Source organism: Clostridium chromiireducens (assembly GCF_002029255.1).
Taxonomy (GTDB): domain Bacteria; phylum Bacillota; class Clostridia; order Clostridiales; family Clostridiaceae; genus Clostridium; species Clostridium chromiireducens.
Genome location: NZ_MZGT01000057.1, coordinates 1 through 15156, shown reverse-complemented (window position 1 = coordinate 15156; position 15156 = coordinate 1). Strand labels below are relative to the sequence as shown.

The 15156-nt window shown below is 31.7% G+C and carries 13 protein-coding genes; all 13 read right to left on the bottom strand.

What is annotated here, in order from left to right; genetic code table 11:
- Nucleotides 1–22: 22 nt before the first annotated feature.
- The gene (preA, locus tag CLCHR_RS17995) at nt 23–1522 is read right to left on the bottom strand and encodes an NAD-dependent dihydropyrimidine dehydrogenase subunit PreA (RefSeq protein ID WP_079441293.1); all 1500 of its coding nucleotides are present in this window, start codon (nt 1520–1522) and stop codon (nt 23–25) included.
- Nucleotides 1523–1544: 22 nt separating this feature from the next.
- Nucleotides 1545–2912 (bottom strand): dihydropyrimidinase, encoded by a 1368-nt coding sequence (gene hydA, locus CLCHR_RS17990; protein WP_079441292.1) that lies wholly within the window; start codon nt 2910–2912, stop codon nt 1545–1547.
- A gap of 234 nt (nt 2913–3146) precedes the next feature.
- A complete protein-coding gene (locus CLCHR_RS17985) occupies nt 3147–4208 on the bottom strand; it encodes an ABC transporter substrate-binding protein (protein ID WP_079441291.1) in 1062 nt (353 codons plus the stop codon).
- Nucleotides 4209–4375: 167 nt separating this feature from the next.
- A complete protein-coding gene (locus CLCHR_RS17980) occupies nt 4376–5143 on the bottom strand; it encodes an ABC transporter permease (RefSeq protein WP_079441290.1) in 768 nt (255 codons plus the stop codon).
- Nucleotides 5144–5155: 12 nt separating this feature from the next.
- On the bottom strand, nt 5156–5932 hold the full coding sequence (locus CLCHR_RS17975) for an ABC transporter permease (protein ID WP_079441289.1): 777 nt from the start codon (nt 5930–5932) through the stop codon (nt 5156–5158).
- Between the two features lie 2 nt (nt 5933–5934).
- Entirely contained in the window at nt 5935–6768 is an 834-nt protein-coding gene (locus CLCHR_RS17970; RefSeq protein ID WP_079441288.1) for an ABC transporter ATP-binding protein, read from the bottom strand.
- Between the two features lie 72 nt (nt 6769–6840).
- Nucleotides 6841–7992: an iron-containing alcohol dehydrogenase gene (locus CLCHR_RS17965; protein WP_079441287.1), complete on the bottom strand. Its 1152-nt coding sequence runs from the start codon at nt 7990–7992 to the stop codon at nt 6841–6843.
- A 13-nt stretch (nt 7993–8005) separates the two neighbouring features.
- Nucleotides 8006–9331 carry an aminotransferase class III-fold pyridoxal phosphate-dependent enzyme gene (locus CLCHR_RS17960; RefSeq protein ID WP_079441286.1) on the bottom strand — a complete coding sequence of 442 codons (1326 nt, stop codon included), beginning with the start codon at nt 9329–9331 and terminating at the stop codon, nt 8006–8008.
- A 399-nt stretch (nt 9332–9730) separates the two neighbouring features.
- Nucleotides 9731–10192 carry a 2-thiouracil desulfurase family protein gene (locus tag CLCHR_RS17955; RefSeq protein ID WP_079441285.1) on the bottom strand — a complete coding sequence of 154 codons (462 nt, stop codon included), beginning with the start codon at nt 10190–10192 and terminating at the stop codon, nt 9731–9733.
- Between the two features lie 255 nt (nt 10193–10447).
- On the bottom strand, nt 10448–11602 hold the full coding sequence (locus tag CLCHR_RS17950) for a PucR family transcriptional regulator (protein WP_079441284.1): 1155 nt from the start codon (nt 11600–11602) through the stop codon (nt 10448–10450).
- A 239-nt stretch (nt 11603–11841) separates the two neighbouring features.
- Nucleotides 11842–13113 carry an FAD-dependent oxidoreductase gene (locus CLCHR_RS17945; protein WP_079441283.1) on the bottom strand — a complete coding sequence of 424 codons (1272 nt, stop codon included), beginning with the start codon at nt 13111–13113 and terminating at the stop codon, nt 11842–11844.
- A gap of 104 nt (nt 13114–13217) precedes the next feature.
- A complete protein-coding gene (locus CLCHR_RS17940; RefSeq protein WP_079441282.1) occupies nt 13218–14327 on the bottom strand; it encodes a DUF3810 domain-containing protein in 1110 nt (369 codons plus the stop codon).
- Nucleotides 14328–14503: 176 nt separating this feature from the next.
- Nucleotides 14504–14881 (bottom strand): hypothetical protein, encoded by a 378-nt coding sequence (locus tag CLCHR_RS17935; protein ID WP_079441281.1) that lies wholly within the window; start codon nt 14879–14881, stop codon nt 14504–14506.
- Nucleotides 14882–15156: the final 275 nt, after the last annotated feature.

Here is a 15156-nt window from a genome sequence, read left to right as displayed (position 1 = left end):
CCCCTTAAATTCTTTTTAATAATTATTTTTTTACTCTCTTACCTGGTGCTACAGCTTTTGCTGGGCATACAGTACTACATAATTGACATCCTACACATTTATCTACTAACAAAATTGGCATTCTTGTATTTTCATCTACTTTAATTGCTTGATGTCCCCCATCATAACATGATAAATAACATCTTCCGCATCCTATACACTTTTGCCTATCAAATCTTGGATAACAAATACTATCTCTATCAAGTTTATCTGTTGGCACAATATTAGGTAAGGCATTACCTACAATTTCAGATATCTTTTTATACCCTTGTGAACTTAAATATAATTTCATCCCATTAATTAAGTCATCGATGATTCTATAGCCATATTGCATTACTGATGTTGTTATTTGCAAGTTTTCACACCCTAATGCTATAAATTCAGCTGCATCCTTCCAGGTTTCAATACCGCCCATACCGCTTATTGGTGCATCTTTTAGTTCTTGGCAGACTTTCATATCATGTATAAAACGTAATGCAATTGGTTTTACAGCTTTTCCTGAATATCCACCTACACTAGTCTTACCTTCAACATTTGGTTCTGAAGCAAAGCTTTCTAAATTTAGATTCATAATACTTTTGATTGTATTAATTGCTGCAATTCCTGTAGCACCTGCTTCCATTGCAGCAATTGCTGGTATTTCCATATTTCCAACATTAGGTGTCATCTTTGCAAGAATCGGTAAATTAGTTCCCTTTCTAGTTGCTTTAGTGTATAGGGCTACTAGGTCTGGGTTTTGACCAACATCTGAACCTACTCCTTTACTTGTCATATGTGGACATGAGAAATTACATTCTATAATATCAGCTCCCGCCTCTGTCATTAACTGAGCGAGTTTAGTCCATTCATCTTCATTTTGTCCCATAATTGATGCTATAATAATTTTGCTAGGATAGTCTTTTTTCAATCTTTTTAAGAATTCTATATTTTCCTCTAATGTGTGATCTGAAATTTGCTCTATATTTTTAAAACCAACAAATGGTACACTTTCTTTGCTTAAAGCAGTAAATCTTGGTGAAACTTCTTTAGGCACAAACATACCAATAGTCTTAAATGCTACACCTGCCCATCCCATTTCAAATGCCTTTGCTACCATCTCATAGTTACTTCCGACAACTGATGAAGAAAGAAAAAATGGATTTTCACAGTTTATTCCACAAAAATCTATGGATAAATCAACGTCGTCCTCTTTAACTTTAGGTTCAGTTGATATTGCTTTCATAACTTTATCAATTGGTACTGGTTCATTAATTTTTCCCTTTAAACAAGCCTCTTTACATTGTTTTTCATCGCATGTATCACAAGGAAGAGGATGTGGCAGTTTATTTACTGCCCCAGCCTTATTTTCAAATCTTAAAGAACGAATAATAGTATCCGCTTCAAGTGAGTGGGGACAAGCCTTGCGACAAGGTGCTTCATCACACAACAAGCATCCTGACACATATTCATTAATTGAAATATCTTTATATAATAAACTACTCATTTCCATTCCTCCTAGATTATCTTTATTTTCGTCCTACTCGTTTTACAAATTGTCCAAATCCTGCTTTTCCAACAAATTCTCCATCATCATATACTAAATTTCCACGTACATAAGTTTGTACTGGGTATCCATGAAGAGTTTTACCTTCCCAAATTGTGTGGTCATAATCTGAATGCATATTCTCTACAGAAATTGTAAAATCTTTCTTCGGATCATAAATTACAATATCTGCATCTTTTCCTATTGTTAAAGAACCTTTTTCTGTACATCCAAATATCTTAGCTGGGTTAAATGAACATAATTCTACTGCTCTATTAAAAGTTATTTTTCCCTCATTTGCTGCTGAAAGCATATATGGATATAAATTTTCTACTCCTGCACATCCATTTGGAATCTTTGTAAAATCATCTTTCCCCCAATCCTTTTCATAGCTTTGAAATGGGCAGTGATCTGTAGCTACAGTATCAATATCACCGGATTTAATAGCTTTCCAAAGTGCATCTTGACTTTCTTGCCCTTTCATTGGTGGTGAACATACAAAGTTTCTACCATCTTCTCTTTTATAAACATCGCATGTAAACTCCAAATATTGTGGGCATGTTTCAACATATATATCATGACCTTCTCTTTTTGCTTTAATAGCAGTTTCTAAACCTTCTTTATCTGCCATATGAACTAAATATAGTGGAGCCCCTGTAGATTTAGCCCAATGAACTGCTCTTTTGTCTGCCTCAGCTTCAACAAACTCTGGTCTGCTTAAATAGTGATACCATGCTGAAGTTTTTCCTTCCTTTAAGAACTTCTCGATGTTTAAATCTATTAAATCCGGATTTTCTGCATGGATGTTTGTCATAGCTCCAGTTTCTTTAGCTTTTAATAGTATTTTCACTAAAGTTGCATCATCTACCATCATTCCTTCTTTCTTATAAACTAAGAAACATTTAAAGCTTGGTACCCCATACTCAACAGCATCTTTAAATTCATCTAAGATAGTTCCTTCATTTAAATCAGTTATGATGCAATGAAATGCATAATCTACGCAAGCTTCTGGATCACACATTGCTTTTCTTGATTCAACTGTTTCAATTATTCCGCTGCCTTTTCTTTGCATTGGATAATCAAATACTGTAGTTACACCTCCGCAAGCTGCTGCCCTTGTTCCTGCAAGATAGCTGTCTGCTGATACAGTTCCTCCAAATGGCATAGCTAAATGGGTATGTGCATCAATAGCCCCTGGTAGTACTAACTTACCTTTTGCATCTACAACTCTGGCACCGTCTTCTGAAAATTCTGTTCCAATAGCTACAATCTTTCCATCTTTAACAGCAAGATCAGCAGTGTAAGATTCTGATGGTGTTACAATAGTTCCATTTTTAATAATTAAATCCATAAGTATTCTCCTCCCACTTCTAAACATTATTAATATCTAAATAACTAATTCAGTTAATAATTTTCTCTTTCATATTTCTACTTTGGGTATATTTTTATTTTGAGGTTATTAAAATATTTCATTTTTCAAATCATTTACTATGTGATAAATTCTTTTCCTTAATAATACATTGATATATAAATTTTAGTAGGATTCAGTGTGGATTTAACCACATCTGAATCAATTTTTATCATGTTATTTTGTTGCCTCTTCCCAATACTTTGAAGTAAATGTTGTATCATCTACTACTGGTTCTTTTGCTAAATCCTTATTATATTTCTTTAAGAAATCTCCTGTTTGCTTAATAGCATTCATATCAATTTGTCCAATTTTTGAAGTATCAAACCCTTGAGGTGCTACAAGCTTAGCAACTTCTTTTGCCATATAAACTTGGTGATCTAAAGAAACTGATTTATCTACATCATAAACTGTTTTTCCAGCTGCTTCTGGATCTTGAACTGCATCTTTCCAACCTTTAATTGAAGCTTTTAAGAAACGAACTAATAAGTCTTTATGCTTAGCTGCCCAATCTGAATTAACAAATAAACAGTCTTCCATCATAGCAACATTTTCATTGTTCATATCAATTACATTTAAATCTTCTTTTTTCAATCCACCTTCAAGCAATAAACCAAATTCGTTGTAAGTCATTGCTGATGCTGCGTCAACTGAACCCTCTTTTAATTGATCCATTGTGAAATCTTGTTGTACAAGTTTCAAATCCTTCTCTTTATCTAAATTGTATTTTGAAAGTAGTGCAAGAAGTTCATATTCATTACCTCCAAACCAGTTACCTACTTTTTTGCCTGCTAAATCTTTTGGTGAATTAATTCCTTTTTCTTTCTTTGAGACTAATAACATACCTGATTTTTGGAAAACCTGAGCAACTTCTTGTAATGGATATCCTTGAGCTTGATATGTCATTAGACTTGATACCCAAGTTACACCTATATTTGCTACATCATTATTAACATTTTGTTCTGGGATAATGTCACTTCCGCCTGGAAGTATTTGAATATCAATACCTTCATCCTTATAATAGCCCTTTGCTGCTGCTACATAGTATCCCATAAATTGTGATTGTGGAAGCCATTTTAATTGAAGGGTTACTTTTTCTAATTCTCCATCTTTCTTTGAAGTGTCCTCTGATTTAGTTGTGTCTTTTGCTGTAGTTTCTGATGTTTTTGATCCACACCCTATAAGCATCGTACCCATCATTAATACTGCTAAACTTAAAGCTAATAACTTCTTTTTCATAATAAATTCCTCCTCATTAAATAAATATTATTTATCTGATATCAGTCATTTATGTGTTTTTCTTCCTAGATGTAAGAAATATATATGACCTGATCCTAGATCTTTTTAACTTTCTTATGAACTTAAGAAAAATTCTTAGAACCAAATTCTGTTTTTATAAACCTTATTTACCTTTGTGAAGCATGCCATTTTATAGTTCTACGTTCTATTAACAAAATGATTAAATATAAAATAATCCCAACTAATGCTGCCATAACTATATAAGACCACCCCATGGCCATCATTCCTTTTCTTAAATTATCTTTAATTCCAAAACCAATTCCCGATGTTGATGCTGCGAAATATTCACTTATCATAGCTGCCATTATTGCCGCTGCCACATTAATTTTTAATGCAGTTAAAACACTTGGAAGACAATTAGGTAAACGAAGCTTGAAAAATATAACTTTTTCTGGTGCTGCATATGACTCTAATAAATCTTTTGCAAATGGTTTTAAATCATTTAATCCACGATAAGAATTAATAGCCATAGCTGCCATACATACTACCGTTACAACACCAACCTTCTGTGCAAAACCACTAGTAAACCAACGATTCATAATAGGAGATAATGCAACTATTGGAATAGCATTAAATGCAGCTATTACACTTAGTCCTGTATATCCCCACTTTGGAAACTGTGTAGCTATTACAGCAACAATAAATCCAATTATGCATCCTAAAGCAAGTCCTACCAACGCCCCTGAAACTGTAATCATTGTGTCAGTTAAAGCTTTAGAAAAATTATCACTTAAAGTTTTAATGATTTGTGATGGAACTGGTAGTTGAAAGGGCTTAAAACCTAAGGCATCATGAATGATACCAACTTGCCAAGCAATTACAACTAATATCCCAAAGCCCACGGGCCATAAAACATTTTTAATCTTTTCATTCATAAAATACCCTCCCTATGTAGTTTGTTTTCTCCAAGGCATACAAATTTTTTCAAATAATATTACTATAAAGTAGCTTAAAATACCCATTAAAGCACTTGTAACTACTGATGCCCAGAACACATCTTTTGTGCCTGAATATAAAGAATACAAAAGTTTCACTCCAATTCCACCGCTTGAACCTAGCATATCTACTAAAATAGATGCTGTTATTGACATTGGAGCTGCTATTTTTAAACCTGCAAATAAATATGGCATCGAATAAGGAATCATAAGCTTATAGTAAATACTTTTCTTTCTCGCAGCGTATGAATATAGCAATTCTTTTTTGTCACTTTCTACACTATTTAGTCCGCTCAGCATATTTACTGAAACTGGGAAAAAAGTAATATATGCAGCAATCACTATTCTAGAAAGATTCATGTCTCTAACTAATGTAAATATAATAGGAGCTAATCCTAATACTGGTATCATTTGTGATACTATTAAATAAGGTAGTGATATTTTTTCTGCTATTTTTGATAAACTCATAATTATTGCTAAAATAAAGCCTATTGCTGCTCCAAGCGCAAATCCAAATACAGCTCTTGAAAAAGTAAGTCCGGCTGCACTTATTAAATCTGTAAAATTTACTGCGATTGATATAAGGACACTATGGGGATAAGGCAGTTTTGCTGCTGCCATTGGGTCATGAATAACTTGTTCTAGAAAGAAAGCTGCTAATTCCCAAACTATAAAAATACTAATAGCCCAAACTAAGTTAACTGTATATTTTTCTTTCCTGCTAATCATCATCATACCCCCTCAAAGCTATTTCTGATTTTTGTTATATAATCATAAAATTGTTTTGACTGTTTTGACTCCATATTTCTTGGTCTTGGTATATCAATATCAATTACAGCAGAAACTCGTCCTGGATGCGGTGATAAAACTACAACTTTATCTGATAAAAATACTGCCTCCGAAATATTATGAGTTACAAAAACTACTGTCTTTTTAGTCTTTGTCCATATTTCAAGAAGATCCTCATGAAGTTTTTCACGTGTGAATTCATCTAAAGCTGAGAATGGTTCATCCATAAGAAGTATCTCTGGATTGATTGCCAGTGCTCTTGCTATTCCGACTCTTTGCTGCATACCTCCACTTAATTCATAAGGATAATGCTTACCAAAGTTAGTAAGTCCAACTAGATCGAGCATTTCTGTAACTTTCGCAGTACGATCCTGCTTTTTCATTCCTAGTAGTTCCATTGGCATACAAACATTTCTTCTTACTGTTCTCCAATCATATAGAACTGGATTTTGAAATACGATACCATATTTCTTCTGAAGCCTTACTTCTCTTGGACTCTGTCCTCGAACTGTTACTTTTCCTGAAGAAGGCTGCAATAGATCAGCTATAATACGAAGTAATGTTGTCTTTCCACAACCCGAAGGACCTAGTAATGAAATAAATTCTCCTTCTTTAATTTCTAAATTAACATTTTTAAGTGCTGTTACTGGTTCGCCTCCATTCTTGTCTTGGTAAACCATACTTAAATCTTCGATTTTAATTTCAACTTTATCTTCTCTTAGCTTAAAAACATTTCTATTCTCAAATTGTGTATCTATTTCATTTAACATACTCATTGATTTACGCCTCCTTTTAAACAAAAAACGGTACAAAACTATTTGTTTTGCACCGTTGCAATTATTTTATATTTACCATAATCTACTGTATATAGTTAATAAGTCTTCCTTTGTAACATTTTTTATAGTATTTGATGGACTTCCACTATTTATAGCATCCTGTGCCATCTTATCTACTAGTTTATCGAAATCTTCTTTATTAATTCCATACTCTTTTAGAGTAGGAATCTCACATATCTTACATAATTCTGTTAATTTTTCTAGGAAAGCTTCCGCAGCTTCCTTATCACATTTATTCTCTTCTGCTGCATTAATAGCCCTTCCTATTGTACCAAAACGTTCATAGCTTCCATCTAAAACATAAGATAAACATTCCTTTATGAGCATAGCATTTGAGATTCCATGGGCAACATGAAAATTAGCTCCAATTGGTCTGCTCATCCCGTGAACTAAGGTCACTGAAGAGTTATTTATGCATACTCCAGCTTCATATGCGGCTATGGCCATTTCTTCTCTTGCCTTTTTATCTTCACCATTTTTATATACTAATGGTAAATATTCAAAAATTCTTTTAATTGCGGATAACGCGAAGGTATCTGTTAGTGAATTTGCTTTTCTTGATGTATAAGCCTCAACTGCATGAGTTAACGCATCCATCCCTGTTGCCGCTGTTACACTTTTAGGTGCTGTCATCGAGAATTTAGAGTCAATCACTGCCAAATCTGGTAGTAATGCTTCCCCCTTTAGAAGCATTTTTACATTCTTCTTTGAATCTGTAATAACTGTAAATTTGGTAGCTTCTGAACCTGTCCCTGCTGTAGTTGGAATTAGTACTAATGGTGGAAAATCTCCTTCCAATGTTTTTCCCAAGTAGTCAGATATCGAACCCTCTAATTTTGTCATAGCCGCGATTGCTTTACCGCTATCTAAAGGACTTCCTCCTCCAATAGCAATGCAAAAATCACATTCAGCATTTTTATAAGCTTTTGTACCGCTTTCAATCATTAAATCAGTTGGCTCTCCAATAATCTCATTAAAAACTTCATACCCTATTCCCCAATTATCTAAACAGTCTGTCAAAACTTTAACTGTCCCCATCTTAGTTACGTTTTTTCCAGATACAATAAATGCTTTCTTTCCAAATGTTTTTATCAAGTTCTCACTTGCTTCTAATGCACAATCTCCAATAATCGTACGTCCTGGTAAACTAAATTCATATGCCATTTTTTCACCTCATCTAGATAAATTGTTTATCGACAATTTCAAGTACTTCATCTAATTTAGCTAACTCTTCTTCTAATTGCTCCTTAGTAATTATTAATGGAGGCGCAACAAGTATCATATTTTCATGTGTATAAGTCATGAACTTTCTTTCTTTAAGCAAACCTAAAATTTTTCCCATAATCCCTTCTGGATCCTTTCCATATGGAACTAATGGTTCCTTGCTTTCTTTATTCTTTACTAATTCTACTGCTGAAAATAATCCAATATATCGTACATCTCCAACAGATTGGTGTGAAGTTTTCATCTCTTCCAGCTTTTCACCAAGTATTTTGCCAACTTCGTTAACATTTTTTAGTATATCCGCTTCTTCATAATAATTTATACACGCTACACCTGCTGCACAAGCTAAAGGATGTCCACTGTAAGTTAACCCGCAAGATAATAGGTTATCATCAAAGTAAGCAGCTATTTCTTTACTCACTACTACTCCACCAAGTTGAACATATCCACATGTAACACCTTTTGCAAAAGTTACTATATCTGGTTTAACATCGAAATTTTCGAAACCAAACATCTTACCAGTCCTGCCCCAGCCTGTCATAACTTCATCACAAATCATTAAGATTTTAAATTCATCACATAAAGCTCTAACTCCAGGAAGATATCCATTTGGTGGAACGATAACTCCATTCGAACCTGTAATAGTCTCTAAAACTATTGCTGCAATGCTTTCTGGTCCTTCATATACTATTTGTTCTCTAAGCTTGGCCAAATAATATTTTGTCGCTGCTTCTTCCGATTCAAATTCTATCGGTTCTCTATAGATATATGGATCAAAGAATTTTACGAATCCTGGAATACCAGGTTCTAATGCATATCTTCTTGGCTCACCAGTTAAATTACCTGCACCAAATGAAGATCCGTGATAGCTTCTATAACGGCTGAACACCTTTGTTTTACCTGTAAACATTCTTGCCATCTTTACAGCATTTTCGTTTGACTCTGCACCAGCGTTTGTAAAAAATACCTTGCCCATATTATCAGGCATTAATTCTATAATCTTCTTTGCAAGCTTAGCTCTAGATTCAGCACCATAAGATGGCCCTACAAAACAATATTTATCTACTTGTTCTTTTATTGCATCTCCAATTGCTTTATTTCCGAAACCTAAATTCATATTAACAAGCTGTGACGACATATCTGAATATCTATTTCCATCATAATCCCAAAAGTAAATGCCATCAGCTTTTTCAACTGAAATCGGATTTAAATTTCTTTGTTTACTCCAAGATTGTAAATTATATTCTTTTAAAGTACTTTTAATTTCTTCACCATTCATATTTATACACTCCCCAATTCATAATATACTTGTCCAACTAATAAAAAAACGGAACTTATTCATTTGAACAAGCTCCGTTGCTTTTATCTTGATTAAATTCGTTTTTCGTTTAAGTTGTTTTTATTATATACTAGTATTTTTGACTTATCAACGGATAACTGACTAAGTTTAATTGTGCATATGCACATTTGTTATATTCTTAATGTTAGTATATCTTCAATATTCAAGCCCGCCTGAATTATTCCTTTAGAGTCTTTTCTTGAAAAAGCCACATACTTATAATACAATTAAATTTAAAATATTTGTTTTCATTGTTACCACTTTCCTATCTAAAAATTTTATTTATTAAAATATTCCTTAAAAAAAAGACTGTGAATTTACAGCCTTTTCAAATTAAACCTAAATTTCCTTTTCTAATAGAAATTTTTCGGCTTCATCAATTTGATTTTCATCAAATACTTTAAAGCCCCCTTCTTTAAGCAGTTCTGTCGCTCTTCCATTCCCTTCTATTTTAGTATCTGTAAATTTACCATCATATATATATTGACTTCCACAAGAGGGACTATCTTGCTTCATTATACAGCATATAACATTATTTTCTCTAGCCAACCGAAGTGCTTCCTTAGCCCCTGCCTCATACTCTTCTGTCACATCTAGGCCTGTACAAGATAATACTTTATTTTCAACTCTTTGGGAGTCTGGCCTTGGTGTAGGTAATCCTCCGAATACTTCCGGACAAATTGCTATGAGTATGCCTTCATTTTTCCATTTAATAAATCTTTCATCTAAACAAGGACAATCCACAGCATCATATCTACAATGCCATCCAAATAAACAACCACTTACTAATATCTTTTCCAAATTTCTATCATCACCTTTCCAATTTATTTAACTCAATTAAATTTTATATTAACTAAATGAATACCACGTTGTATTATGATTTAGTAATAATTAATTGTATTAAAAAAGAACTTGTTCTATTGAACAAGCTCCTTTGCTGTATGCTCTTACATGTTTTAAATTATACATCAATTTTATATATTTTTAAGCAAGCATCTGAATAGTTTAATTTGTGCATTTGCATATTAGTTATAAATTATATATAATTTGACAATTTTACATTACATCTTTAATATAAAATCCCAAATAAAACCTTAACTTTTCTTCTAAGTTTGATGGATTATATCCAGTAATCTTTTCAATCTTTTTTAATTGATTATTAACTGTATTTCTATGAATGTATTGTTTTTCCGCTACAAGGCCCTGACTCCCATTATTTTGTAAATACATAAAAAGAAAATTAACTAAATCTGTATTATTTTCTTTATCATATTTTTCTAATTTACCTAATGTTTCATTATAAAATTCTTTTAAAACTTCCTTATCCTTTGCATTTAAAAGCAACTTATGTATATCAAGTTCCTCATAAAATATAACTTCTTTATTCTTCTTTCTAGCCATGCTCATGGCTGTAAAAGCATTATTAAAATTCTCCGCTTGCACTTTAATTCCATCCTTATTTTCGCTTACACCCATATGTATCTTCCACAAAGGTTCATTCCAATTTTTAAAGAAAGTATTTACAAAGTTATTAACATTATAATTACTGTAATTCACCAAAGCTAACACCCAACAATTTTTATATGAGAAAGATATATATAATTCATTAATACTTCTGGCAATTCTTTCCGAATATAATTTTATTCTATTTATATTAAATTCCAATTCTTTATTATCTCTATTTTCAAAGGACATTACTATAAAACAAAAAGTACTGTCTCTTAAATAACCATATCTCTCCATCTGTAAAATCAGTGTTTCTAAATCTCCAGTTTTAAATATAATATTCTTAATTGTTGATGCAATGCTTATTTCAACTTGCTCACTTTGCATAATACGATAACATATATCTCTTGTTAAATCCACCATTCTTGTTTCCCATGGAATAGTGTAAAGAGGCATTTTTACTTCATTACAATATTCAATAACTTCTTTTGGTATCGATTTAGTATATGGACCAATATTTATAATAAAGGCACTTGTTCCAACGCTATGCAATTTCTTTGTATATTCTAACAGCCATCCATCACTGCTGTTTAAAATTCCTGATGTAAGCACAACTTCATTTCCATGAAGAAATTCACTGACTTCGTCATTTTCAATGATATGCATCCATTCAACAAGATTATTTAGCCCTTTTTGTCCTGCTAATAGCTTCATTTGATATAGTACAGTTCCATTTCCAAATAATTTACCTACTGTAATTGACACATGTATCACCACCGTTACCTAAATTAAAAATTTTACGTTTATTATACCATAATTTTATGTACTATCTTTCTAATGACATATTTAATGTCAATATTTAAATAAATTTATCCATTAGAAGTTATTTCGCTTCCTTTTAGTTTTTCAAGTAAAAAGAAAAAATTATAACTCCTAATGGATATAAATATTAAGATATATTTTTCAACTAGATTAGATTATCCTATAGCTTATCACTACTATCTCTAAACTACATTTGAAAAAATATTTGTTAAATTTAAATTTTCTACTCTTAATTTTATCTCTTTTTTATCAATAGTATATAAACCTAAAACCTTCATTCTCTCAAAATATTCCGCACCTGAAAAAGTGGGCCTTTCACTCATTTTTCCCTCTTTAATCTTATCATTAGCATATGCGATTATATCTCCGGTTGCGAGTTCCGTTGGTAATTCTAGTAAAGGTCTGTTTTTTAAATACTGTACTGCGTTATATCCTGCTAAAGTACCAGTGGTCATAGCTTCAGTATGGCCTACAAAGAAACCTGATTTTTCTCCCCCACAGAATAGATTCTCTATTCCATCTACTTTCATTGAATTACTTCTAGGTGCCGCACCTAAATATCTAATTGAATTACCATTGCTTCCTGCTAGAGGGTCAACATAAACAACATTTTCTAATCCTTTAATTTTTCTTAATTTATCTATTGGATAATGAGAAGTCATAAGCTTAATACGTCCAGTATCCAACAAAATAATATTTTCCCCGAACTCTAAAGTTGCATACTGCTGACAAACTTTTTGTTCTAATTTTTCTAAATGTATATCTTCCTTAGGAATTGGAATAACAACAACTCCGTTCTTATCCAGCTGATTTAAAATTTCATCAGATAAAGATTCCCTTGGAAATTCACATGAACCGCTCATAGCACCTTTTATACCACTTGCTCTTTCTCCTATTAAATCCTCTACACCAGCCTTCTTGCTTATGCTTACTCTTGCGCCAAAACTAGGACATCTTAGTGTACACATTACACATCCATTTCCGTACTTTACGCAATTAGGCATTGACCCTGTAGATCCTGTAGTTTCTATAAACACATCTCCGTTTATGATACTCTTATCTGCAAGTATAACAGACTTAATTTTATTTCCATCCATTTCAACGTCTGTGATCCTGCTTTGGAAAAATATCTTTACTCCAGATTTTATAAGATATCTTCTAACAAGAGGTTCAGCCTTTCCTATGTCACATAACCAAGCATGTTTATGTTCTGGAAAATCCATATTTTTATGAATAGCAATGGAATCCATAATATCGATGAAATCTCCAGCTCCTAAATTTATTAACTCTTCTGCAGCAGTAAATCTTCCGTTATTTCTCATAATTCCACCAACATTACCTACCCCAAGTAATAAATCGGTTCTTTCATATAACTCAACATCTGCTCCCTGTTTCACTGCTTCTAATGCTGCTGAGCATCCTGCCCATCCTCCACCTATAATTATTACTTTCATTACAATCCCCTTTAATTATAGTTATCTATTCTATTGTATTCAGTTACTTTATTAAGATGAACATTATCGCTAAAGCTACCTAAAAAGTTAGAAGACATTATTATTTATTTAAATTGTACTCCATATCCTGAAATCAACAATTTAACCACAGCATTATAGCTCCTAATTCCCTCTTCTTGACCACTTATCTTTAATAATTTATCATATGTTTCATTGTGTATCTTTGAAATTTTCCCCCTATATTTATCCCAATATAAAGCATCATTTTTCAATTCTTTTTTTACATTATCTGAAAGCTCACTATTAATTTTTTTAAATGATTCTAAATCAAAATCGTATAGATCCCCCATACAATAAGAATAAGCCATTAAATACCCACTATATTGATACTCAAAACTTTCTGAGTTAATACAGGCTAAAAAGCTTATGTAATTTGCTTCATACTCGTTATTAAAGCCTTTTATATGACTTAATTCATGGCAGATTGTACTTGGAATATTCGATTCCGGCATTTCATTATTGTAATTCGCCTCAAGAGTAAAATCTGTTTCTCCCATCAATAATTGATAAGACATTACCTTTGAAAATATATACGGTTTGGGGTTGGGATAAAACCCTCTCAAGCTCGGGTACGTTCTCCCCAAATTTTTCATGCTGTTTATGCCTTCTTCCTTAACATTTGAATCTATTTTCAAGAATCCATTCCCATCTTTACTTACTTTGTTATCTAACACATTTAGATTATCTTTAAGATAATTGCAAAGTTCAATAAGTTTATCTTCTGACTTAACTTCTACATTTAAACCTGTTAATAAAACAAAATCTGATTTAAATGAATTGACTCCTAAAGTTGCCACATTTAAAAATGTAAATATTGATACATATATAAGAAAATTAGTAGTAGATCTTATGAGAAATATCCTTAAGGAGATTTTTTTATTAATCCCTAAATATATATACATTAATATTCTAGCAAAAATAAATATGGCAAAACCATATAATATTAACTCATAGACTGAAAATGGAATTAAAGAAATTCCTCTCGAAATACTATTTATTAAAGTTAAATAAATGTATTTATAATATAAATCTGCGAATCCGTTTATGTAACATGACATAATGAATAAAAGACCGCTAATGCCCAAAAGGACACCACTAATTATTAGCTTTTTTTTACTTGATAGATTCTTTTTTCTTTTCTGTATATCATCCATTAAATTTTGTACCTTTCATTTATAATTACTCCAACTTAAATTAAATTTCTTTTCTTAATAATTATTATAGTTGTATTGACTGTTTATTCCAATATTATATTTTGATTTTATTACAAACTATAAAAGCGCCTACAGGATAGATATATCTATCTCCCTGTAAGTGCTTTTATTATTGCCTAAATTTCAGGCTCACATGGATATATATAATTGCCAATTGTACAAACTCTTAATTCAGATGGATCATACTCTTCTTTATCTGGAAGTACGAACACTAATTTACGTTCGATTGTACCACATGAATCGTAATCACATTGGTTCTCATGCTTTTTGCCTACAACTGTAGTGAATCCTCTAAAAGCAAGTATTCTGTTACAATTATCATATATAATAACTGCGATAGCTACTTTTTTTCCAGGACATACATTGTCTACTTTTACCCTTACTGTTAATAATTTTGCACCATGTCTTTCTATATCTGTAGTTTCTGCGTTTATAGAACTACACAATTCACATGAGCATTTAGTACATTTAGCAAATTTATCATATTTACCCATTTTACACAACTCCTCTTTTCAAATAAATTTAAAAAAGACACAACCTTTGTTAATTTAGTTTGGTCATTTGTAATTTTTATAAATACATATTATCAACACAAAGTTTTTTGTTGATATATGTTCTCTTAATCCTAATTAATTGGTGTCCTTATTAAAATTTAAATTGATAGACTTGTTGTTTTGATTTTTTGTTTGTTTTATTCTACAATTCTAATATATTCTATATTAAATATTTTTGTGAACAAAAATAACATTTATATACATAGTTTGTTATC

What these genes read in the sequence shown, in the direction of transcription:
- hydA (WP_079441292.1), bottom strand. Translation starts at nt 2,912, where the DNA reads ATGGATTTAATTATTAAAAATGGAACTATTGTAACACCATCAGAATCT.
- preA (WP_079441293.1), bottom strand. Translation starts at nt 1,522, where the DNA reads ATGAGTAGTTTATTATATAAAGATATTTCAATTAATGAATATGTGTCA.
- CLCHR_RS17965 (WP_079441287.1), bottom strand. Translation starts at nt 7,992, where the DNA reads ATGGCATATGAATTTAGTTTACCAGGACGTACGATTATTGGAGATTGT.
- CLCHR_RS17985 (WP_079441291.1), bottom strand. Translation starts at nt 4,208, where the DNA reads ATGAAAAAGAAGTTATTAGCTTTAAGTTTAGCAGTATTAATGATGGGT.
- CLCHR_RS17935 (WP_079441281.1), bottom strand. Translation starts at nt 14,881, where the DNA reads ATGGGTAAATATGATAAATTTGCTAAATGTACTAAATGCTCATGTGAA.
- CLCHR_RS17975 (WP_079441289.1), bottom strand. Translation starts at nt 5,932, where the DNA reads ATGATTAGCAGGAAAGAAAAATATACAGTTAACTTAGTTTGGGCTATT.
- CLCHR_RS17970 (WP_079441288.1), bottom strand. Translation starts at nt 6,768, where the DNA reads ATGAGTATGTTAAATGAAATAGATACACAATTTGAGAATAGAAATGTT.
- CLCHR_RS17960 (WP_079441286.1), bottom strand. Translation starts at nt 9,331, where the DNA reads ATGAATGGTGAAGAAATTAAAAGTACTTTAAAAGAATATAATTTACAA.
- CLCHR_RS17940 (WP_079441282.1), bottom strand. Translation starts at nt 14,327, where the DNA reads ATGGATGATATACAGAAAAGAAAAAAGAATCTATCAAGTAAAAAAAAG.
- CLCHR_RS17945 (WP_079441283.1), bottom strand. Translation starts at nt 13,113, where the DNA reads ATGAAAGTAATAATTATAGGTGGAGGATGGGCAGGATGCTCAGCAGCA.
- CLCHR_RS17980 (WP_079441290.1), bottom strand. Translation starts at nt 5,143, where the DNA reads ATGAATGAAAAGATTAAAAATGTTTTATGGCCCGTGGGCTTTGGGATA.